The following is a 21,024-nucleotide window of genomic DNA, read 5'->3' on the forward strand; positions in this document are numbered from 1 at the left end:
GCGGGTTTTTCATTAAAAAAAGACGGCTGGTTGCTGCCGTCAGACAAAACATTCGTGTTTTGCTGATCAACATGAAAGCCGTCGTACTTTTTATATCGGCTTTCTAATACATTAGTAAATTGTTCTTTTGAAACTCCAATTTCCTATTTCACGGCCGAATCGCTTAAGGGGAAATGCACTAAATTCATCGAATCCGTTCTTTTTGTAAAACGATCGATTTAAATTCGTGTTGGTGATTAAAGCGAGGATCCCGCCTCCGTTTCTTCGGATGAAAGGGACCAGGCAGTCATTGATCATCTTGCTGCCGAAACTTTTGCCCTGATGGAAGCAGGAGACCCCCAACGCCTCCAAATACCATTTCTGCTGTTTGATGCCCTTGTACGATCTTTTCGCCTCTTCCGCCACATTCACCATATTCCATACCGCGGAAAGGCCCCCTTTTATAAACAACTTTATTCCTCCAGCTGATATATAATCCATCACTCCAACGTCTGGATCATCCCGATGTTTTAAGAGGGCCGCGGTGACGATCTCACCATTCACAACACCGATAAAGCACCCCCGCCTATTTATATATGCCTGAGTGATGACTTTATGCAGTTCATAAAAGAATTCGGGGTTTTTCTTTTCGGGTCTTACAAGCAAATCCATAAACGGATAGTTGTCAAAAGACTCATGAAACAGTTGTGCCACCTCGTCCAAGTGATCAGCTGAAGCCAGACGATATTGAATCATTGAAAACCTCCTCGAAAATATGAACAGCTATTGATTAATAAACACATGTTCATTATAATTTGAAGCAAAAGCAATGTTCAATCGGCAATCGTGATTAAGCTGTTCAATAATGAACAACACATGAAAATTTGTCTATAAACGGAGGGCAAAACGATGGAGGACAGAAGATCAATCAAGACGAAAAGAGCGATAAAAGAGGCTTTTTTAAAACTGCTCCATGAGAAAGAAATCAATAAAATCACCGTTTCTGATTTATCGAGGCGCGCGGATTTAGGACGCGGAACCTTTTATCTTCATTATAAAGATATTTTTGACTTGTATGAACAAATAGAAAATGAATTGTTTGATCAGCTGGGGAGATTTTACGATGATTATTTTCCGAGCGAAGATCCGCACAATTTGCTCACCTTCATCGAAAAAACGACCGAATATATTTATCAAAACGCTGCGATTTTCACTTTATTGACGAAACCGAAAGGAAACATTTTGACCATCAATAAATTTAAAGACTTTTTCCAGAGGAAAATTTTTGAAGAATTGAGCATGATAGAGCAATCGGAAAACGAGGTTACATGCGATGAAATGGAAATATCATTTGTCGTCTCAGGAGTAGTCGGCGTTTTGGAGGAATGGATCAATGAAGGGATGGTTCAGACGCCGGCTCATGTGGCTGGCGTCATCCACCGCATTCTGTTAAAAATCGGAGTGTAAAAGATCAGCCCGCCGGAGAAACAAAGCTCCGGCAAGCTGGACTATCGATCCCTCACCATTGATAAGGATACCCTTCCTTTTGCAGCATCGACATCTTCCACCCATACGGTAACAATGTCCCCGACCGATACCACGTCAAGTGGATGCTTGACGAAGGAATGGCTGAGCTTGGAAATGTGGACGAGCCCGTCCTGTTTCACGCCGATGTCGACAAATGCCCCGAAGTCAACGACGTTCCGCACTGTCCCCTGCAGTTCCATCCCTTCTTTTAAGTCCTCCAATTGAAGTACATCGGTTTTTAAGAGCGGTTTAGGGACTTCATCCCTCGGATCGCGCTCAGGCCTTGTCAGCTGGGCGCAAATGTCTTTCAGAGTGATTTCCCCGATTCCAAGCTGTTCTGCTGCTTCGGAAATATTCAGTTCGTTGATTTTGTCCTGAAGCTCTCTTGTACCGATGTCGGCTGTTGATAGGCCGAGCTTTTTCAGAAGCTCTCTCGTCTCCTTATAGCTCTCAGGGTGGATGCCTGTGCGGTCGAGCGGTTCACCGCCGTCAGGCACCCTTAAAAAGCCGATGCATTGCTCATACGTTTTCGCGCCCAGGCGCGGAATGTCTTTCAGCTCTTTCCGGCTCGTGAATTTTCCGATTTCATCCCGCTTTTTGACGATGTTGGCCGCGACTGTTTTCGATAGTCCGGCTACATATTGCAAGAGCGCGGCTGACGCCGTATTCACGTTGACGCCGACTTGGTTGACGACGGTTTCTACCACGAAGCCGAGCGAGTCGTTTAGTTTTTTCTGGCTGACATCGTGCTGGTACTGGCCGACACCGACCGACTTGGGATCGATTTTGACGAGTTCGGCGAGCGGGTCCTGGAGTCTGCGTGCGATCGACACGGCGCTCCGTTCTTCAACCTGCAGATCCGGGAATTCTTCCCTCGCAAGCTCTGATGCCGAGTAGACGCTGGCTCCCGCTTCATTGACGATCAGATAGTACACCTTTCTGTCGATGTCCTTCAAAAGATCGGCGATAAATTGTTCCGTCTCTCTTGATGCCGTTCCGTTCCCGATGGCGATGACCTCAATTTGAAAGTCTTCGATGATGCGTTTCACTTTTTCAATGGCCGCGCTTTTTTTATTGACCGGAGGGTGCGGGTATATGACATCGATCTTGAGCATCTTACCCGTCTCATCGACAACTGCAAGCTTGCAGCCCGTGCGGAATGCCGGGTCGACGCCGAGAACGAGCTTTCCTTTCATCGGCGGCTGCAGCAGCAGCTTGCGCAGATTCTCGGCAAAAATGTGAATCGCTTGATCTTCCGCCTTTTCCGTCAATTCTTTTCTGATTTCTCTTTCGATGGACGGCTGAATGAGGCGCTTATAGCCGTCTTCGATTGCGCTTTTCAGCACATCTTCAGCACTTGTTTGCTTGTGTTGTAAAATTCGTTTTTCCAAGTACGCTTGAATGCGGTCTGCCGGCGGCTCGACCGACACTCTCAAAATCTCTTCTTTTTCGCCGCGGTTAACCGCAAGCACGCGGTGAGGAACGATTTTTTGAATCGGCTCTTCATATTCATAATACATTTCATAGATTTTCTTCTCATCCGCTTCGGCGTCTTTCGCCGCGGATTTCAGCGTTCCTCTTTTAAAAGTCTCCTGCCGGATCCACTTTCTGTATTCCGGTTCGTCTGAGATCCGTTCCGCCAGAATGTTTTTTGCTCCTTCAAGCGCTTCTTCGGCGCTCATGACTTCTTTTTCTTCATTTATGTATTTGCGTGCTTCGGCCGCTACGTCTTCGTTGCGCGGGAGCGAGATGATGAAATCAGCCAAAGGTTCAAGGCCTTTGCTTTTGGCGATCGTCGCCTTTGTTTTTCGTTTTTGTTTAAATGGTCTGTACAAGTCTTCAACTTCCTGGAGCTTGTCCGCTTTTTCTATATCGAGCTTCAGCTGTCCTGTCAGCTTACCCTGTTCGTCGATCAGCCGGATGACTTCGTCTTTCCGCTGATTTAAATGCTGGATGTATCCCCAGCGTTCGGAGATTGTTTGAATTTGGACTTCATCCATGGAGCCCGTTTGTTCTTTGCGGTATCTCGCGATAAAGGGAACGGTGTTGCCGTCCTCTAACAATTGAATGACACTCTCGACATGCTTTGGCGCAAGCCCTGTTTCTTTTGCGATTTGTTTGACGATTAACGCTAAAGTATCCATTGTAGCCTCCAAAAGAATGTTGTCTTCTTAGTGTACCAAAAGAAACAGAAAAACACCTATATCAAAGGGCAGCTTCTTTAAAAAAGCTGTCCGATGATATAGGTGAGATCGTCTTTTCCCATTAGTGTGTATGATTCAAGCTGATTCGATATATCTCCAGGTGTATGGTGCTGTTTTAAATAAGTCCGGAGGGCGGGTACTTCCAATCCGTCTGAATAAATGATGAATCTTGACCCTTTTTCATACGTGTAGGTGAATGTTTTGTATGTTTGCGGTTTTCCCGACATGTATCCCGTCACAGGGAGAGGGTGGATATATTTGTCCGAAGGAGCGTACAAGATAAAGCGGATATTGCCTACAGAGCTGTAAGCAATCGTTCTTGTTCGAAAATCGGCTTTTAAAATCGCCACAGTTGCGCCGCGTTTATGTTTCAGCTCTTGATTGCACCGTTCCATCAAGCTTGCAACTTCTTCATGACCGTGCGCTTCGACAACTTCGCTAATGACCGCGGAAGATTCTTGTGCCATCGCACCGCTGCCAAGCCCGTCGGCCAGCGCGCACACCATGGTTTCGTCAGTCGCATGGAAATAAAAACTGTCTCCGCAGACGGCTTTTCCTTCTTTAGGAAGCTGATAAACAAGCGCTTGCATATGTTCATTCGACTCAGTCCAAATCATGGTTTAAGCTCCATAAACGGATCTTCAGCCAAAGCTTCCCGCAGCTTTTTGACAGCTTTGCGCTGCAGCCGTGAGACGTGCATTTGCGATATGCCCAGCATGTCACCGGTTTCTTTTTGGCTTTTGTTTTGAATGTATGTCAGCTCAATGATTTGCTTTTCGCGGTCGGACAGTACGTGCAATACACTTTCAAGCATCAGCTTTTGGTTCACCTTTTCATAGCCTTCCTCCTGCGAGCCGACGATGTCGAGGATCGTCACCGTGCTGCCGTCTGCATCCGCTTCAATGCTGTGGTCGACGGAAAGCGCCTGATAGCTTTTGCCCATCTCCATCGTTTCCAGCACTTCTTCTTCTGTGACGTCAAGAAACTCGGCAATCTCATCGACTTTTGGGGACCTTTGCGTTTCATTCGTTAAATGATCCACCGCCATTTTAATTCTCGGCCCGAGCTCCTTGATCCTTCTCGGGACGTGGACGCTCCAGGTTTTATCACGGAGAAACCGTTTGATTTCTCCGATAATGGTTGGAATCACAAACGCTTCAAACGATTTTCCCACATCGGGATCATAGCGTTTGATGGCTCCAAGCAATCCGAGCATCCCAACCTGGCATAAGTCTTCATGAAAGCTTTTTCCTTTTGAATATTTTTTGGCGAGTGTTTCCACCAGATTTTTATAAGTCTGAACAAGGGTCAGCTGAGCGTCTTCATCCTGGCTATCCTGATATTTTTTGATCAGCGTGTCGACTTCGGTTTTAGTTAGTTTCGTAGTTTTGGACGGTTGTGCCATCATCAACTCGCTCCCTGTTTAAGAACTTTGTCATCGAGACGGTTACGCCTGAGTCAATCTGGACATGCACTTCATCCATGAGCGTCTCCATTAAATATAAACCGAGCCCTCCTTCTGACAATTGATCTACTGTATGCTCAGGGGAATATGGCCCCCGCCCTTTCTGTTTATCCTGAATATCAAAACTGTCTCCCTGATCTGCGACGATGATTTCGAGGCGGTCTTCAAACACGCCGAATCTGACGGAGACCTCTCCTGTTTTGTCTGCTTTATAAGCATGCTGCACAGCGTTTGTGCACGCTTCGCTGACCGCAATTTTCAAATCTTCGATGTCATCATAAGAATACCCCATCTTGCTTGCAATCCCCGACAGGGTTAAACGAATGATTCCTACGTATTCAGGTTTGGCAGGTGACTTCATTTCAATGTAATCAGCTGCTCTCTTCATTATAATCCACCCTCTGACTTTCCAGAAATATCAATGATGTCCTTTAAGCCTGTAATATCAAACAAACGGATCAAACGCTCTGACAGATTTTCAAGCACTAAAGAACCCCCAGTTCTGTTAACCGCTTTGTAAATGCCGACAAATACACCCAGCCCTGTACTGTCCATATATGAAACGTCTTTCAGACAAACCTTGAGATCTTTTCCTTCTTCCGCGAGCGGCATCAGCTCATCCCGCAATACCGGAGCCGTATGCACATCAATTTCGCCCGCCACTTTCACTTCTATCACATGATCATTTTTTTTCGTATCAACTGCCAAATTCACAATATCACCTCTGGTTCTCTTATGAGCTACTGGTTTATTACCCAGCGAAGAGAAACTTTAAACCTTTCTTTTGAAAACAATGAGAGTAAAATCGTCATGAAGCTGAAAATCCTGAAGCTTGAGCAGATGTTCGTATATACAGTCAACCATTTGCTGAGCCGGTTTCTCCATATGTAAAGTGATCAGGTTCTGCAAGTCAGACCGCTCCAAAAATCCGCTGTCTGTCCGGCATTCGGTTACACCATCTGAAAAAAGAACGATCATATCACCACTATCCAGGTTTTGCTCGTACTGCTCATAGTCGTATTGTGATGAAATGCCAAGAACGAGGCCTTTTGCTTTTAAATCGTAAAATTTATTTTCCCTGCAAGAATAATAAAAGCCAGGTTCATGACCGGCAGATGAAAACGTAAATAGGTGTTTTTGAAGATGGTAATTGCCATAAAACATTGTAATAAACATGCTTGGGTCTACATTTTGTTCGACGACCCTGTTCAGGTTTTTCAGCACCTGTGAAGGAGACGTGCCCGAATCCGGCAGAGAGTCCATCGCATATTTGATCATCGACATGCATAACGCGGCCGGTATTCCTTTTCCGATCACATCTGCAATGGCGATGTTAATCGATTCCTTGTCCCGCACAAAATGATAATAATCACCGCTCATTTGCTTAGCCGGAACACTGACCGCCCCGATTTTGAGCGCTTCAACTTTCGGAATCTTCGTTTCGAGCAGCGTTTGCTGGACATTCGCGGCAATTTCGATTTCCGATTTAATTTCCTGCTGAATTCCCCTTAACGTCTGATGTTCTTGATAGGCCAAACCGTATCCAATCATCACTTCAATTAAAAAATCGAGAGAATGGAACACATGGTCCGGAAGATCCGGATATAATTCAGACAGAACTTTTCGGTGTATACTGATAATCTCTTCCGGCGGCACTTGATGTTCAATCGTTTTTCTGCTGAATTTCTGCCCCTGATAAAGGGATGTCTCTGTTAATTCAGATATATAACGGCTAAGCAGCTGTCGATAGCGCTGCTCAATCACTTCCCTGAAATCCATTCCTTCCCTCCTACCGCAGCCACTTTATGGCTTGTATATCCGTTCCATTTTCCGCGTCCGAATTCAATTCAAATTGGTCCATCAGACGCTTTACTCCCGGCAGGCCCGCTCCGAGACCGCCTGAGGTTGAAAAACCGTCTTCCATCACTTTTTTGATGTCAGCGATTCCCGGCCCCTCATCCTCCGCTACGATTTTCAACCCCTTTTTTCCTTCTTCCTGAACCTGTTCGATGCAGATTCGGCCTTTTCCGGCATACAAATAAATATTACGCGCCAGCTCTGAGATGGCTGTTGTGATTCTGGCCTGGTCCACTGTGCCGAACCCCAGTTCTTTTGCGACATTTCGCCCGAGCTGTCTGGCGGCCACTATGTCCCATTCTGTCAAAATCTTTACACAGGATTGGTCTGCCATAATTATTCCTCCAATTCCCGCTGCAATGTCTCGAGCCCCTTTTCGAGATCGAGCGCCGTCTCGATCTCATCCAAAGAAATGCCGAGTTCAATCAATGTCACCGCAACAGCCGGCTGGATGCCAGTCAGAACGACTTTGGCGCCCATCAGTTTTGACATTGCAATAACATCGCCAAGTACTTTGGCGATGAATGAATCGATGATGTCCACCGAAGTCAGATCGATCACCACTCCGTTCGAACCAGTTTCATATATTTTGTTCAGCAGGTCCTCTTGAAATTTCAGAGCGGTTTGGTCATCGAGCTCCACTTGAATGGATACCAATAAACAGTTATATAACTTCAAAATTGGAATGTTAGGTACCCTCAAAGATTATTCCTCCAATGAAACGATTTTTCTGTCTGTCATTTCCAATGCGGTTTGAATTCCTTTTTGCAGGGTATTTTTTGTAATAACCTGAGATAAATCGATTCCCAAATTCACAATCGTCTGCGCGATTTCCGGGCGGATTCCGACGAGCAGGCATTTAGCGCCGACCAGTCTGACGGCTTCGGAAGCCTGCATGATGTGGTGTGCGACCATCGTATCGACGACAGGCACGCCCGTAATGTCAATGAGGACGACTTCAGACCGGTGTTTGACGACGCCGCTCAACAGGTTTTCCATAATCTTTTTGGCCCGCTCCGTGTCGATCGTGCCGACGAGAGGCATCACCGTAATATTTTCAAAAACCGGGATCAGCGGCGCCGAAAGCTCCTGTAATGCGACCTTTTGCATAGCAACGGTTTTCTCCCAGGAGATCGCATACTGATTCAAGATTTCGCTGTTGATCGGTTCAATAAATCTATCGATTTCCCAAATCAGATCATAGCACTGCTGATCTTCCGGGACGTCCTTGTTCATTTCATAGTACAGGTGCTTCCAAAAAGCTGATAATCCCGACGACAGAAGCTTCAGCGGAACGCCGAGCTGTACGGCTTTTGAAGAAAACTGGTAGATGGTGTCGATCGATTTTTCATTCCCGTCTCCGGACTCATTCATGAGGATATGAATGTATTCATTGCTGATCGTCTCGTACATGTGTTCAGTCAGCTTCACGTTTGTCATGTTGCTGTTTAAGTCTTTCAGAATATCAGCCAAATTCCCGGCGAGTACATTTTGGTGTTCCGAGATAAATTTTAACACTGCTTGATTCGACATGTTCATCCCCCTAACTACATCTCATAACATTTTTTGGACTAACAGTTCCATTATATCGTTTGTTATTTTTGAACACAAAAAAAGTTGCTCTTTCGCCTCGAGCAACTTTCATCCATATTAAAAATCAATGAGTGCCAAACTGATTTGTAAGGCTTCGTTGACCTTTTCCATCATTTCATCATCGAGATGGGTGATTTTGTCCGTTAATCTTTGCTTGTCAATCGTCCGAATTTGTTCGAGCAATATAACGGAATCTCTTTCAAAACCGTAGCGTTTCGCATCAATTTCGACGTGGGTAGGTAATTTTGCTTTCTGTATTTGGGCTGTTATGGCTGCAACAATAGCAGTTGGGCTGAAGCGATTGCCGATGTTGTTTTGAATCACTAAAACCGGGCGCACCCCGCCTTGTTCTGAGCCAACAACAGGAGATAGGTCAGCAAAATAAACATCGCCGCGTTTAACAATCAAATGATTATCCTCCGCTTACTAAGCGCTCTACTGTGTTTTCAGCCTCATACTCTGCAAATTGAGCCTCAGAAGAGATGTTCAAATTAATCTTGGCCATCTCCATATAACCGCGTCTCATCGATTCCCGAATTTGTCGATTTTTGCGCTCGCGCAAATACATTTTTGTGGCTTGGTAAATCAGTTCATTTCTGCTCCCGTTATCTTGCATGACGACACCATCCAGTTCTGATACTAAAGCTTCTGGCAAGCGAATCAATATTTCAGTTGTTGCGCTGGATTCAGACAAAAACATACACCTCCACCAAACTTACGGATACAACACTCTATCCATTCCATCCATAATGATATCATTATTCTTTTCGCAAGCAAAGTTGTTTTTCCGCTAATTCATCAATTTTCAGGATTGATCAGGCAAGATCGGATTCCTTATTTCCATTATACTCCCATTTTCCAAAAACATACGGGGCACCCTTGAACTTATCATACAGGTAATTTCATAATTGATCGTCTGCAAATGTTGGGCGATTTCGTCGACCGAAATCCATTCGTCTTTTTGCTTCCCGATCAAGGTAACCTTTGTGCCGACAGGATATTCTTCGGCAAGGGAAATCATGAACTGGTCCATGCAGATTCTCCCTGCTATTTTTTGGCGTTTTCCGTCGATCAGCACTTCCGTTCCGGCCAGACGCCTCAGCCATCCGTCAGCATACCCGACGGGGACTGTCCCGATCCATTCGTCGCGCTTGGCCGTATATGTCGCCCCGTAGCTGACGCTCTCGCCTTTTTTGATTTTTTTCACATGGGTGAGTTCGGTATGAAGCGAAAACACTTCCCGCAGACGGAACGGCAGCTCGTCTTTTATTTCGGTTGACGGCGCCAAACCGTACATGCCGATGCCGAAGCGGACGGCATTAAAGAGCTGTTCCCTGAAGCGCAGACCCGCAGCGCTGTTTGACGAATGCACCATTAAACGGTCAAGCGGGAGAGGGCTGATCAGTTCTTTAAAGCGGTCAAGCTGCATGTCGAAATAATCGGTGTCCTTTTCGTCCGCCGTCGCGAAATGAGTGAACACGCCCGTACAATTGAGTTTATCGCTCGATTCGGTCATCTCCATCATTTCTTTGATCTCTTCTTCCGTTTTGCAGCCAAGGCGGCCCATGCCCGTGTCGATCTTCAAATGATATTCAAGAGCAGCTTCGGTCTCACCGAGAAAACCGAGCACGTCTTGCAGCCAGCCGGCGGAGTAGCCCGTCACGGTAATGCGCTTTTCCGCGGCAATGCTTGCATATTCGGGCGGCACTGCACCGAGGACAAGAATCGGTTCTTCAATCCCCTGCGCTCTCAGCGAAAGCGCTTCATCCAGTAAAGCCACAGCAAGAATGGACGCCCCTTCTGCAAGAGCCGCCTTCGCTACCTGTGCATCCCCGTGTCCGTAGGCATTCGCTTTAACGACGGCCATCAAGTGGACATGCTCACCGATGTGCCGCTTCATATTGCGCACGTTTTCTTTTAAAGCCGTTAAATCGATTTCGGCCCATGTCTTTCTATAGAATGGTTTTAAGCTCATCATGACACTTCCTGTTCCTTGTTTCAATCGTCCTTCCCATCATACTAAAAAGTTCGGAGAAAGGGAAATTTTGTACGGGAACAACTGCCCAGAACAAGAGAAAAATTGCTGGCACGCTATACATTTTACGGAAAAGCAGTCGAAAACATACGCTTGCGCCGCAAATATAAAAACAGCCTGCTTTCCGCTTCCGGGCGGAAAACAGGCTGCCGGATACGGCACAGTCTATTTTGAAGACTGGCCCTGCATGCTTTTGGCAACCATCAGAAGTTCATCTTGAGAAAGGTCTTCTGATGAGATGAAATAGTCGACTCCGTCATAAGTCCATGACAACGATTTATCCGTCAGTGCGCCGACCGTGAAGCCGAGGTCAACCGGCTCTCCGTTCATTGACACGGAAGTGGACGTTTTGGCGACGCGGGCTTTTTCCTGAATCAATGTAAAGGATTTTTCACCGCCGTATGTGATGACGATTCGTTTGCCGTCTTCAGTCGCCATTTCTTTCTCCTCAAGCTTTTTCACACCCTGAGGCACATCGAGCGGCGTTTTGACGGCGAAAGAGTCTGACACGTCTGCGCTTGTCGCTACGTCAATTTGAGACAGCGTCATATTTTTCTTTTCATCAAATGCGTCTTTATCGAGCGGCTTATCGAATTCAAAGCTTGTAAACTCAACCTTTACCATCGGTTTGCGGTCCGTATCCATCACTTTAACCGATGAAGGAGCCATGGTCTTTTTATGGAAAACGATTTCCTGGGTCGGCAGCATCTGATTATGCTGATAATTCGTTTTCGTTTCAAAAATGTATTTTGAATCCTTTGCGGAAAAAGAAGCTTCCCCATCATTTTTGACATCTTTTACGAGCGATTCGAATAAGTATACTTGGCTGCTGTTATTGGGCCAGTCGCTGTGAAAGCGGAAGCTTTTATTCAGCGACGGAGTCAAAACAAACACGCCGTTTTCATTGCGCAAGATCACCTGGCTCTGGTCTTTTTTCGGGTTTTCCAAATAGACCCGGTAAAGAGAAGGTTTTTTATGCCAGATTTCCACATTGTACTCCTGCGGTTCATTTCCCGTTTCAATCGTCATTTTCGCTTTTGCCTTATAGGACGTGTATTCTTTTGCCTTCTTGTCGAGCCCCGTCACAACATCTTCTTGCGATTTTTGGCCGCAGGCAGAAAGCATAAGGATTACAAGCAGCCCCGTTAAAAGCAAAACAAAGCTTTTTCTCACCTTTTTTCAACCCCTTTTTAATCATTGATGTAAAAAGGAAGAAACCGCTTGTTCGACTTTAACGGTACGCCATAAGAACAGGGCCGGCTGTATCGGCGTGCGTACCATAAAAGCCTGCAACGACTCGTCTCCCTTATTGCACTACCCAATATATGAGCGTGTCTCAGACAATATGCAGACTAGCATGACAACCTTTCAAAATCATTTTTCTCCTCCGTACTAATCGCCGCTGCCTGTTCATAAACGTGTTACTATATATGTACGAGATCATTGTAAAGGGGCTTAAATCATAAGCATGTTTATCAGAACAGAAAATTTTCAGACGTTTATCAGGCTCTACCCGGTCACATCCGCCATACTGGCCCTGCAGCTTGCCATCTGGATTCTTTTTTTACTTCCGTTGACGGCCGTACAGATGTGGTCTGATTTATTGATTGGATTTAACTGGGGGATAGCGAATGGAGAATGGTGGAGGTTTGTGACGCCGATCTTTATTCACGCCGGGTTCGGCCACCTGCTCTTTAATTCGATGTCGATCTTTTTATTTGCTCCCGGGCTGGAACGAATGCTCGGGAAACTCAAGTTTCTCATCGTTTATATCGGGGCAGGAGTGATCGGCAATATCGGCACATATTTCATCGAACCGCTGGAGTATATGCATGTCGGCGCTTCGGGAGCGATATTCGGCCTGTTCGGCGTGTACCTGTACATCGTGCTGTTTAGAAAAGAGCTGATGGGAAGCGCCAATTCCCAAATCATCGTCACCATCCTCGCCATTTCGGTTTTGATGACGTTTGTCAACCAAAATATCAATATCATGGCGCACATCTTCGGACTGCTGGGCGGACTCGCTCTGGCTCCTCCGTTGTTAAATAAAAGAGTGAACGGCTTTTAACCGTTCACTCTTTTTTCATAAGAATACCATGCAAAAATATCGTCCGAATCTTTCTCCTCGACATCAGCCACCGAAAACTTCTCCATTAAAGCAGACGATTTTGTTGATGTATGAATCGAAACAAGCTGTCTTCTGCGCTGGAAATACGAGCGGCTGACTTCGAACACCTGCATGCGCCTGCGCTGAATGACAGCGGTTGTTCTGCCGATGAAGCGCGATGACAAGATGATTTTGCTGCCGCTGATCTTCCATCCGGCATCGCGGTATGATAAATAGCCGATGATCCAGTAAAAAGGAATCAATACAGCGGACAAATAGCCCCAGGGCGGAAACAGAATGGAAAGCGGAACGACGGCGAGAACCGGCCAGGATGCGCGCAGGATATAACGGCGCAGTGCGCGTTTCGGCAAGCGGTTCAAATCGTCTTCCGGCGCATAATCCGGAATGAATTCGCCGAGGCGCTGTTTGATCATTTTTTTTCTGATAATCGGAAATAAGACGGCTGATTTATCTTCTTCCAAAACGTTTCCGCCTGCGCTGACGATCGTGACGGCTGCAAGTCCAAAAGGCTGCCTGATCAGACTCTCCTTGATTTTAATCGCTTGAATCCGCTGCAGCGGAATCGTGATTTGATGCTTTTCAATCAGCCCTCTGGAAATGACGATTTCTTTCTCTTTACGCACGACTGTAAAATTTGCGTATTTCAAAAGCATCCCGACAATGCTGAGAAGCCATGCGATGAAAAGGGCAACAAAAGCGGCCAAGGCGATGACAGCCGCTCCAGCGCTGTTCAAAAAAGCAAAACGGTCATACAGCCAATCCAAATCAAAGAAGTCGTCGACTTGAGTGAAAAAAGCGAATACCCCTGAAATAATGACGCCGATCCCGCTTGATGTTGACGCTGCGGTTAAAAGCTCCTGTCCGGTCATTTTGTACATCTTTGCCGGTTCTTCCGCAGTTTCCTCCGCCTCTTCAGCAGTCTCTGCCAGCGGATTCGGGACATCGGCTCCAGTGTCTTCCGCCGCCTTTTTCCTTTCGAAAAGCGCTTGCTGAATACGTTCGGCTTCTGCCTGGGTAATGGCGACCAAGGAAACTTCCGCTTCCGTCCCTCCGCTTGCCGTTTCGACTTGCAGCTTCACCAGTTTGAACATTTGCTGAATAAGGCCTGCGCTCGTGTTGATCGTTTGAATCCGTTCGATCGGAATATACCTTCTTTTCTTATTGATCAGGCCTTCCTCTATTCGCAATTCATCCTCTTCGATACGGTATGTAAATTTGCTCCACTTGATGATGCTCGTCACGACCAAAGCAATGAAAAACAGCACAGCCGCGGCGATCGCCAGCATTTTGACTGTGTGAGACTGATTTAAAAAAAGCACTACGCCAAATGGAATGATAAAGTTTTTAACGGTCTCAACAAGGCCTTTGATAAAGTTGAGAATGACGGCGGCGGGGTGCATGCGTCTCGGTTCAGACATCATCTTCAGTCACCCTTGCCAGCCTGGAAATGGAGTCCCTGAGCTGATCCGCCTCTTCAACATCCAGAGCGGGAATGGAATGGGTCGTCGCGGCTGTTGAAATTTGCACGGAGGCGAGATTATATTTTCTGAGGATGGGGCCCTGCGATGTATCAACATGCTGGACTCTGACCATCGGAACGATCACGCGGGTCACCACAAAGATGCCGTGCTGAATATCGATTTCGTTCTCATGGACTTCGTAGCGCCAGATTCTGTGGCGGATATTCGGAATAATCATAATGATGACAAATGAAATCACCAGCCAAACGGCTGCTGACAAAACGCCGATCCATACCGGCCACTTAAATATCACCCCTGCGGCAACAAGGCCTGCTGCAGCCAGCATTAAAACAAATGATGTGATACAAGCTGTGATTCTCCAGACTTTTACGCCATCGCGGCTGATTTGATTTTTCGGCTCGCTTCTCAAAACTCGATTCCCCCAATCTAGTTCTATTTACGGTCTTAGGCTGAAAATGTTTCGGATAAAGGCTTTCGTTTTTAAAAAAAGGCGAATCCGTAAAAAAGGATCCGCCTTTTGATTATGAATTATATGATTTTTTTTGGCGTCTGTCATTCGAAGAACGCTTTTTATCATAGGATGAACGATTGTTCTTTCCTCTGTAGCCGCCGCCGTCTCTGCGTTTTGAGGAACGGTGGTGGTGATTTTTGTTTCGCTTCGTTCTGAGCGGAGCCTCTTCCGTCAAACGGACAGGCGTGTTGTCCGGCTCTTTGGTCATCATTTTAATGGCAGCCGCAACAACTGTCACAGAATCATGGTCTTCCAATAATTCCGCTGCAGCCGTCATATAGAAGTTCAGGTTATTTTCCTCGATGATCGTCCGGAGGCGGTCAACCGTCACCTGCTGCTGTCCTTCAATCGCCTCATCTAGAGTCGGTGCTTTCATGCGGTCCATTTTTCTTTTTGTTGTCTGCTCGATGGCGCGCAGCATGTCTTTTTCGCGCGGTGTAATGAAGGTCATCGCCATTCCTGTTTTACCTGCGCGTCCCGTTCTTCCGATGCGGTGAACATAGCTTTCAGGATCCTGCGGCACATCGAAGTTGTAGACGTGCGTTACCCCTGAAATATCAAGGCCTCGCGCCGCAACGTCTGTCGCAACGAGCACTTCAATTGCGCCTTGCTTAAATTTCCGGAGTGCCACCATCCGCTTCGCCTGAGTCAAATCGCCGTGGATTCCTTCAGCTGTATAACCGCGCAGATTAAGCGCTTCTGTCAGTTCATCGACGCGGCGCTTTGTCCGGCCGAATACAATCGCCAGTTCCGGAGACTGGATGTCAAGAAGACGTGTCAGCGTATCAAACTTTTTGCGTTCATGTACTTCGAGGTAGAACTGCTGAATGTTTGATACTGTCATTTCCTTCGCTTTCACTTTTACGTGCTCCGGGTTGGTCATGAAACGTTCTGCAATCCGTTTAATCGGAGCAGGCATTGTTGCAGAAAACAGCAATGTTTGATGCTCAGCAGGCACATTGGAAAGGATGGATTCGATATCTTCGATGAATCCCATGTTCAGCATTTCATCCGCTTCATCAAGCACAACGGTGTTCACTGTTTGAAGACGCATTGTGCGGCGGTTGATATGGTCAAGCAAACGGCCAGGTGTTCCGACGATAATATGAGGATTTTTCTTAAGCGCGCGAATCTGGCGTCCGATATCCTGTCCACCGTAAATCGGCAGCACGCGAGCGCGTTTATCCTGTCCAATTTTATATAGCTCTTCAGAAACTTGAATGGCTAATTCACGAGTAGGTGCGATAACAATGGCTTGAATGTTAGGAGACTCGGGGTTGATTTTCTCAACAAGGGGGATGCCAAATGCAGCCGTTTTTCCTGTTCCCGTTTGCGCTTGTCCGATCACATCTTTATTTGCAAGGCCGAGCGGAATCGTTTGTGCCTGAATCGGTGTTGCCTCTTCAAATCCCATACGCTTGATCGCTTTTGTGAGATCAGAACTTAATTGAAAATCTTGAAACGTTATTGTCAATGTATTCAAACTCCTTCTGCTTACTGTTTCAGTAATCGTGTTTTATCAATAAAAACTGCCCTTTGTGCAAAGGACAGGTCCATACTTATGCAAAGCCCGAATTACTTTACATGTTATATTACCATTCCGTTATACGTTTTTCAACAAGATGAAAATGAGCGGTGTGCTCTCTCGCCGGTTCGGCAGCCTTCTATGGACCTCTGGGACAACCGTCCGCGAAACGTCAAGCCCGCCTGGTGACGTCTTTTACACATTGTAACACAGGCTTGTGCGGCTTTCGACAGCATACACTCATTTTTCTCTGCCAGCATCCCCGATTATTTTTTGCAGATTGCCGTTCAATTATTTATTTTTTTATGGATTCAATCGGCGTTTTTTTGAGAAACGCCTCAACGGTTTGAAATAGGGTAACGGAGTTTTCTTCAAGGCAGACATGGTGCTTGGATTCCGGCAAGAGGCACAGCTCTTTCTCTTCGGAAGGTATGGTTTCATACAAGTAATACGCGCTTGACAGCGGCACGATTGAATCACACTCCCCCTGAACAATGAGCACAGGGATCTGGAGGTTTTTCAAAGCAGGCTTTGTCATCTTGACGAGCTTGCGAAACTGAAATGCTGAAGATACCGGGGTGCTTGTCAGCTTTTGTTTATACCTTTTGTAAAGCAGATTATCCTCAAGTTTGCCTTGCAGAGAATCTTTGATCACATTCTTCAAATCCTGGATCAGCTGTCCCGGGCTGATGTACTGGGCGGCCGCGCTCAACAGGACAAGGCGGCTGACCGGATATTTTCCGGCTAAATAGGCGGCAATCATCCCACCCATTGAAAATCCGATTAAAAATACCGTATCACACGTTTTCAACAAGCGGACGAGCTCCACTTCCGCGCAAGCGATCCATTCCTGAAAACAGACGCCTTTTAAAACCGGCATCTCCCCGTGCCCGGGCAGCGTGATCATTTCAACTTGCCAATCGGCCGTTTGTTTTAAATGAGAAGCCAGCGGTTCCAATTCATACGGTGCTCCGGTAAATCCGTGAATGCATAAACATCCTATCATGACCATTCACCCGTTTTCTTTTACTGATGATCACATAAAAAACGACTTTATGATTCAATGTTCCCTTACAAATCTTTTATAACATCCTCAAGACGCATGCCTCTGGACGCTTTGACGAGGATCAGATCCCCTGTATTCGCTTTTTCTTTCAATGTCTTTTTCAAACCGTCTTTGTTTTCCGGGTTGAAATGAAGGACGCGGTGTTCCGGAAAATGTTTAAGCGCCCCTTTTGCAATATATGCACCGAGTTCTCCGTACGTAAATAAAAAGTCGATCGAATCCGGATTGACTGCCTGCCCGATTTCCTCATGAAACACTTTTTCTCCTTCGCCGAGCTCCAGCATATCGCCGAGGACGAGCATTTTCTTACCGTATCCCTTCATCTGTTCGACAAGCTCGATCGCCGCTTTCATCGATGTCGGACTTGCATTATAGGCGTCATTAATGATCGCAACACCGTCCGGCGTCTTCACAAGCTCAAGCCGCATTCCGGTCACTTTCAGTTTCGTCAGCCCTTCCGCAATGTGAGCCCGGCTGACATTCAGAAGGTCTCCGGCCGCAATCGCAGCTAAAGCATTTTTCACATTATGCTTTCCGAGCACCGGGATGAAGAACCGGTTTTCGATTCCTCTGACGCGGAATGCCGTACCCTCTTCCGTCTGCGTCATATCCTCAAGCTGATAGTCGAAAGCCGGATCCTCTCCAAACGTCTTTGTCTCGTAAGGCGGCTGGTTCAGCCTTTCGGCGAGCAGCGGTTCATCTCCGACATAAATGAGTGTGCCTTCTTTTGAAAGCCCATTGACAATTTCGAGCTTTGCCTCTGCAATTCCTTCTCTTGATCCGAGTTCAAGAAGGTGCGATTCGCCGATGTTTGTGATGACTGCGATATCAGGACGCGCCAGACGAGTCAGAAAATCGATTTCCCCTTTGGCGCTCATCCCCATCTCCAAAATGGCGATTTCCGTATCTTCTGGCATCGCCAGAATCGTCAGAGGCAGGCCGATGTGGTTATTATAGTTTCCTTCTGTCTTATGCACTTTATACTCGGTGCCCAACACAGCATGAATCATGTCTTTTGTCGTCGTTTTCCCATTTGAACCGGTCACGCCGACAACTTTTACGTCGAGCTGATGCCTGTATGCCTTCGCAAGCTTCTGCAGCGCTTCCAGCGTATCGTCAACTAAAATGACCGGCTTCCCTTCCGGAGGATTCGGTTCGCTCCGGTTCCACAGCACGGCTGCGACGCCTTCTTGAAAAGCCTGCTCTGCAAAAACGTGTCCATTGAACCGCTCGCCTGCAAGCGGAATAAACAGTTGGTCTTTCGCCAGTTTTCTCGAATCGGTTGAGACGCCTTTGACGAGACGCCCTTCAAAAGCTTCATTCGTCAAAACGCCTTCCGACATTTCAGCAATTTCTTTTACCGTTCTCGTTATCATGTATGTCCCTCTCTTTCTCCAGCAAGGAAAAGAGACACTACCACAAATAAGGATAGTGTCTGCAGCTGTATATAAGGGCGAACCGCCTTCCGCGCCTTTCTCCATGAAAGCTCCCCGGATTCGGTCCGCTCCGTCCCGTTAAAATGTATGTTTGATCTGCTGTTTTTCTTCATGCCGCTCGATTGCCAAAGCGACAAGCTTTTCAATCAGTTCAGCATACTCAACCCCAGATTGCTTCCAGAGAAGCGGGAACATGCTGAACGGTGTGAATCCCGGCATCGTATTGACTTCATTAATCAGAACCCTGCCTTCGTTTGTAAGGAAAAAGTCCGCTCTCACAAGGCCTGAGCCGTCAATCGCCTGAAACGCTTTGACAGCCATGCTGCGCATTGTTTCGTATTCGTCCTCTGTCAGGGAAGCAGGAATAATCAAATCAGTGTCGCCGTCTTCATATTTTGCTTTATAGTCATAAAAATCTTTCTTCGGAGCGATTTCCCCCGCGACTGAGCAGACAGGTTCATCATTCCCAAGAACGCCGAGTTCTATTTCCCGTCCGATGACGCCTTCTTCAACGACAATTTTCCGGTCATATTGGAATGCAAGTTCAAAGGCTTGGTCAAGCTCTTCACGGTTTCTGCATTTGCTGATCCCGACGCTTGATCCAAGGTTAGCCGGTTTCACGAAGCACGGATAACCAAGCTCCGCTTCCACTTGATCATAGCTTTCTTCTTTGGAGTGACTCCAGGTTTTTTTCACAAATGAAACGTATTTCGCCTGGTCAAGGCCTGCCTGTGCAAACAGATGCTTCATGACCACTTTATCCATGCCCGCGGAGGAAGCCAGGACTCCGTTGCCCACATATGGCACATTCAATAGTTCAAGCATGCCTTGAATGGTGCCGTCTTCCCCATTTGGTCCGTGCAAAAGCGGGAAAACAACATCAATCGAGTCTTCCTTCACATCAGCTTCGCCCGGAAACATATCGCGGTTCAGCAATGCCGGAGAAAATGTCTGGCCCGTCTGTTCAAACTGAAGCATTTTCACATTTGAAACCGGTTCTGTCAGTTGCGGCCCTCTCACCCACTCGCCTTTTTCTGTTATATAAATCGGGTGTATATCAAATTTTTCAGTATCTAATGCTTTCGTGACGGCCAGCGCGGTTTGCAGAGAAACGTTATGCTCCGCTGATTTTCCGCCGTATACCAATCCTAATCTTGTCTTCAATTCGTACTCCCCCCACTGGATTCATCTTTACTATCTTATCACTTTCCCGGGAAAATGATCTAATTATTTTAATACGGTCTAAAAACAGCATATAAAAAGCATTTGTATGTAAATCCTTTTCATTTTATATTAAAATGGCATTGAAAAGGAGAGGTTGCAATTGAAAAAAATCACAACAGAAGCACAATTTAATGAACTGATCCAATCCGATAAAGAAATCATCGTCAAATTTTACGCTGACTGGTGCCCGGACTGCACACGCATGAACATGTTCATCGGAGACATTCTTGAGGCTTATCAGGAAAATGACTGGTATGAGCTGAATAAAGACGATCTTCCTGAACTTGCCGATAAGTATCAGGTCATGGGTATTCCAAGCCTGTTGATTTTCAAAAACGGCGAAAAAACGGGTCACCTTCACAGCGCAAATGCCAAAACACCTGAAGAAGTGAACGAGTTCCTGGCTGAACATATTAGCTAATTCGTTTTAAGTCCTGATTTTTTGTCTGAACCGCCGGACATGGGAGCACCCATGTCCTTTTTATACAAGACGGGACAGCAGCAATATTTGTTTCATAAAAGTGAGCTCATTAATAATTCGACACGAGTATTTCCCGGGAAACGAAAATGTCGAAATTTCGCAAAAAGTTCTTGATTCGTTTTTTATATTCAGGTAGAATGTTTTTTGTTCCTATTTTGCAATTATTTTTTCTAGTTGTGAAGCCCTTGTCGGCTTCTTTTTTTATATACGTTTTTGGATAATAATTCATATTTTTCAATTTTGTTCAATATGATTTTAAGGATGTCTCTTTACATTCTGCGATAGTATTTAGTATAATATCCTTAATTGATAATGATTATCAATATCACTAAAGGGTTGACGAGGTGATCACATGGCCCCTCAATTAAAGAAAGCGGTGGAAATGAGAAAGAAACAACTCATTCAGCGGCTTATCCAGCTTGGCATATATAAAAAAGAAGAGCGCCACCTTTACGAATTGTCTTTAAGCGAACTTGAAAGCGAATACCAATCCAACAAGAAAGGCGGATAAT

The 21,024-nt window shown here is 46.2% G+C and carries 24 protein-coding genes; 4 read left to right on the forward strand and 20 right to left on the reverse strand.

Annotated features, from left to right (window positions below; all coding sequences use genetic code 11):
- Positions 1-111 precede the first annotated feature (111 nt).
- Complete coding sequence (locus KI350_RS18305; protein WP_023857855.1) at positions 112-735, reverse strand: GNAT family N-acetyltransferase; 624 nt, start codon at positions 733-735, stop codon at positions 112-114.
- 153 nt (positions 736-888) lie between these two features.
- Here KI350_RS18305 and KI350_RS18310 point away from each other — a divergent pair, with 153 nt between their 5' ends.
- Positions 889-1,446: a TetR/AcrR family transcriptional regulator gene (locus KI350_RS18310; RefSeq protein WP_020450267.1), complete on the forward strand. Its 558-nt coding sequence runs from the start codon at positions 889-891 to the stop codon at positions 1,444-1,446.
- Between the two features lie 41 nt (positions 1,447-1,487).
- Here KI350_RS18310 and KI350_RS18315 read toward each other — a convergent pair whose 3' ends face one another.
- The 13 genes from KI350_RS18315 to KI350_RS18375 form a co-directional block, all read right to left on the reverse strand.
- Entirely contained in the window at positions 1,488-3,650 is a 2,163-nt protein-coding gene (locus tag KI350_RS18315; protein WP_212930570.1) for a Tex family protein, read from the reverse strand.
- Between the two features lie 77 nt (positions 3,651-3,727).
- Positions 3,728-4,327: a PP2C family serine/threonine-protein phosphatase gene (locus KI350_RS18320; protein ID WP_065643246.1), complete on the reverse strand. Its 600-nt coding sequence runs from the start codon at positions 4,325-4,327 to the stop codon at positions 3,728-3,730.
- Positions 4,324-5,115, reverse strand: a complete 792-nt coding sequence (gene sigB, locus KI350_RS18325; protein WP_065643260.1) for an RNA polymerase sigma factor SigB — start codon at positions 5,113-5,115, stop codon at positions 4,324-4,326. The genes KI350_RS18320 and sigB overlap by 4 nt, the downstream gene beginning before the upstream one ends.
- Positions 5,081-5,563, reverse strand: a complete 483-nt coding sequence (gene rsbW, locus KI350_RS18330; RefSeq protein ID WP_065643247.1) for an anti-sigma B factor RsbW — start codon at positions 5,561-5,563, stop codon at positions 5,081-5,083. The genes sigB and rsbW overlap by 35 nt, the downstream gene beginning before the upstream one ends.
- A complete protein-coding gene (locus tag KI350_RS18335) occupies positions 5,563-5,889 on the reverse strand; it encodes an anti-sigma factor antagonist (RefSeq protein WP_065643248.1) in 327 nt (108 codons plus the stop codon). The genes rsbW and KI350_RS18335 overlap by 1 nt, the downstream gene beginning before the upstream one ends.
- Before the next feature lie 57 nt (positions 5,890-5,946).
- On the reverse strand, positions 5,947-6,954 hold the full coding sequence (locus KI350_RS18340) for a PP2C family protein-serine/threonine phosphatase (RefSeq protein WP_065643249.1): 1,008 nt from the start codon (positions 6,952-6,954) through the stop codon (positions 5,947-5,949).
- Between the two features lie 10 nt (positions 6,955-6,964).
- Complete coding sequence (locus KI350_RS18345; RefSeq protein WP_065643250.1) at positions 6,965-7,366, reverse strand: anti-sigma regulatory factor; 402 nt, start codon at positions 7,364-7,366, stop codon at positions 6,965-6,967.
- A 2-nt stretch (positions 7,367-7,368) separates the two neighbouring features.
- Positions 7,369-7,734 (reverse strand): STAS domain-containing protein, encoded by a 366-nt coding sequence (locus tag KI350_RS18350; RefSeq protein ID WP_065643251.1) that lies wholly within the window; start codon positions 7,732-7,734, stop codon positions 7,369-7,371.
- A 3-nt stretch (positions 7,735-7,737) separates the two neighbouring features.
- Positions 7,738-8,565 carry an RsbT co-antagonist protein RsbRA gene (locus tag KI350_RS18355; RefSeq protein WP_065643252.1) on the reverse strand — a complete coding sequence of 276 codons (828 nt, stop codon included), beginning with the start codon at positions 8,563-8,565 and terminating at the stop codon, positions 7,738-7,740.
- Between the two features lie 117 nt (positions 8,566-8,682).
- Positions 8,683-9,033 carry a type II toxin-antitoxin system endoribonuclease NdoA gene (gene ndoA, locus KI350_RS18360; RefSeq protein ID WP_003179128.1) on the reverse strand — a complete coding sequence of 117 codons (351 nt, stop codon included), beginning with the start codon at positions 9,031-9,033 and terminating at the stop codon, positions 8,683-8,685.
- A 4-nt stretch (positions 9,034-9,037) separates the two neighbouring features.
- Entirely contained in the window at positions 9,038-9,319 is a 282-nt protein-coding gene (locus tag KI350_RS18365; protein ID WP_006638778.1) for a CopG family ribbon-helix-helix protein, read from the reverse strand.
- A gap of 111 nt (positions 9,320-9,430) precedes the next feature.
- Complete coding sequence (alr, locus tag KI350_RS18370) at positions 9,431-10,600, reverse strand: alanine racemase (RefSeq protein ID WP_041817156.1); 1,170 nt, start codon at positions 10,598-10,600, stop codon at positions 9,431-9,433.
- A gap of 225 nt (positions 10,601-10,825) precedes the next feature.
- Positions 10,826-11,785: a LolA family protein gene (locus tag KI350_RS18375; protein ID WP_165395380.1), complete on the reverse strand. Its 960-nt coding sequence runs from the start codon at positions 11,783-11,785 to the stop codon at positions 10,826-10,828.
- A gap of 343 nt (positions 11,786-12,128) precedes the next feature.
- Between KI350_RS18375 and KI350_RS18380 the strand changes: the two genes are divergently transcribed.
- Positions 12,129-12,728 carry a rhomboid family intramembrane serine protease gene (locus KI350_RS18380; RefSeq protein WP_020450255.1) on the forward strand — a complete coding sequence of 200 codons (600 nt, stop codon included), beginning with the start codon at positions 12,129-12,131 and terminating at the stop codon, positions 12,726-12,728.
- Here the strand turns inward: KI350_RS18380 and KI350_RS18385 are convergent.
- From KI350_RS18385 to KI350_RS18410, 6 genes are all read right to left on the reverse strand, one after another.
- Complete coding sequence (locus KI350_RS18385) at positions 12,725-14,209, reverse strand: PH domain-containing protein (protein WP_041817155.1); 1,485 nt, start codon at positions 14,207-14,209, stop codon at positions 12,725-12,727. The genes KI350_RS18380 and KI350_RS18385 overlap by 4 nt on opposite strands.
- Positions 14,199-14,678: a PH domain-containing protein gene (locus tag KI350_RS18390; RefSeq protein ID WP_020450253.1), complete on the reverse strand. Its 480-nt coding sequence runs from the start codon at positions 14,676-14,678 to the stop codon at positions 14,199-14,201. The genes KI350_RS18385 and KI350_RS18390 overlap by 11 nt, the downstream gene beginning before the upstream one ends.
- A 112-nt stretch (positions 14,679-14,790) precedes the next feature.
- Complete coding sequence (cshA, locus tag KI350_RS18395) at positions 14,791-16,254, reverse strand: degradosome RNA helicase CshA (RefSeq protein WP_020450252.1); 1,464 nt, start codon at positions 16,252-16,254, stop codon at positions 14,791-14,793.
- A 346-nt stretch (positions 16,255-16,600) separates the two neighbouring features.
- Entirely contained in the window at positions 16,601-17,311 is a 711-nt protein-coding gene (locus tag KI350_RS18400; RefSeq protein ID WP_020450251.1) for an alpha/beta hydrolase, read from the reverse strand.
- Positions 17,312-17,376: 65 nt separating this feature from the next.
- Positions 17,377-18,747 carry a UDP-N-acetylmuramoyl-tripeptide--D-alanyl-D-alanine ligase gene (locus tag KI350_RS18405; protein WP_041817154.1) on the reverse strand — a complete coding sequence of 457 codons (1,371 nt, stop codon included), beginning with the start codon at positions 18,745-18,747 and terminating at the stop codon, positions 17,377-17,379.
- 138 nt (positions 18,748-18,885) lie between these two features.
- Entirely contained in the window at positions 18,886-19,971 is a 1,086-nt protein-coding gene (locus KI350_RS18410) for a D-alanine--D-alanine ligase (protein ID WP_020450249.1), read from the reverse strand.
- 160 nt (positions 19,972-20,131) lie between these two features.
- Between KI350_RS18410 and KI350_RS18415 the strand changes: the two genes are divergently transcribed.
- Together KI350_RS18415 and fbpA are read left to right on the forward strand one after the other, a co-directional pair.
- Positions 20,132-20,452, forward strand: a complete 321-nt coding sequence (locus KI350_RS18415; protein ID WP_003179104.1) for a thioredoxin family protein — start codon at positions 20,132-20,134, stop codon at positions 20,450-20,452.
- A 412-nt stretch (positions 20,453-20,864) separates the two neighbouring features.
- Entirely contained in the window at positions 20,865-21,023 is a 159-nt protein-coding gene (gene fbpA / locus KI350_RS18420; RefSeq protein WP_023857875.1) for a Fur-regulated basic protein FbpA, read from the forward strand.
- Position 21,024 lies beyond the last annotated feature (1 nt).

This window comes from Bacillus sp. J41TS8 (genome assembly GCF_018333035.1).
Classification (GTDB): domain Bacteria; phylum Bacillota; class Bacilli; order Bacillales; family Bacillaceae; genus Bacillus; species Bacillus paralicheniformis.

Bases quoted from the DNA above. Each gene is read 5' to 3' on its own strand.
- KI350_RS18340 (WP_065643249.1), bottom strand. From the start codon at position 6,954: ATGGATTTCAGGGAAGTGATTGAGCAGCGCTATCGACAGCTGCTTAGC.
- KI350_RS18385 (WP_041817155.1), bottom strand. From the start codon at position 14,209: ATGATGTCTGAACCGAGACGCATGCACCCCGCCGCCGTCATTCTCAAC.
- KI350_RS18355 (WP_065643252.1), bottom strand. From the start codon at position 8,565: ATGTCGAATCAAGCAGTGTTAAAATTTATCTCGGAACACCAAAATGTA.
- sigB (WP_065643260.1), bottom strand. From the start codon at position 5,115: ATGGCACAACCGTCCAAAACTACGAAACTAACTAAAACCGAAGTCGAC.
- rsbW (WP_065643247.1), bottom strand. From the start codon at position 5,563: ATGAAGAGAGCAGCTGATTACATTGAAATGAAGTCACCTGCCAAACCT.
- alr (WP_041817156.1), bottom strand. From the start codon at position 10,600: ATGAGCTTAAAACCATTCTATAGAAAGACATGGGCCGAAATCGATTTA.
- KI350_RS18310 (WP_020450267.1), top strand. From the start codon at position 889: ATGGAGGACAGAAGATCAATCAAGACGAAAAGAGCGATAAAAGAGGCT.
- KI350_RS18305 (WP_023857855.1), bottom strand. From the start codon at position 735: ATGATTCAATATCGTCTGGCTTCAGCTGATCACTTGGACGAGGTGGCA.
- KI350_RS18405 (WP_041817154.1), bottom strand. From the start codon at position 18,747: ATGATAACGAGAACGGTAAAAGAAATTGCTGAAATGTCGGAAGGCGTT.
- KI350_RS18400 (WP_020450251.1), bottom strand. From the start codon at position 17,311: ATGATAGGATGTTTATGCATTCACGGATTTACCGGAGCACCGTATGAA.
- fbpA (WP_023857875.1), top strand. From the start codon at position 20,865: ATGGCCCCTCAATTAAAGAAAGCGGTGGAAATGAGAAAGAAACAACTC.
- KI350_RS18375 (WP_165395380.1), bottom strand. From the start codon at position 11,785: ATGCTTTCTGCCTGCGGCCAAAAATCGCAAGAAGATGTTGTGACGGGG.
- KI350_RS18380 (WP_020450255.1), top strand. From the start codon at position 12,129: ATGTTTATCAGAACAGAAAATTTTCAGACGTTTATCAGGCTCTACCCG.
- KI350_RS18345 (WP_065643250.1), bottom strand. From the start codon at position 7,366: ATGGCAGACCAATCCTGTGTAAAGATTTTGACAGAATGGGACATAGTG.
- KI350_RS18320 (WP_065643246.1), bottom strand. From the start codon at position 4,327: ATGATTTGGACTGAGTCGAATGAACATATGCAAGCGCTTGTTTATCAG.
- KI350_RS18315 (WP_212930570.1), bottom strand. From the start codon at position 3,650: ATGGATACTTTAGCGTTAATCGTCAAACAAATCGCAAAAGAAACAGGG.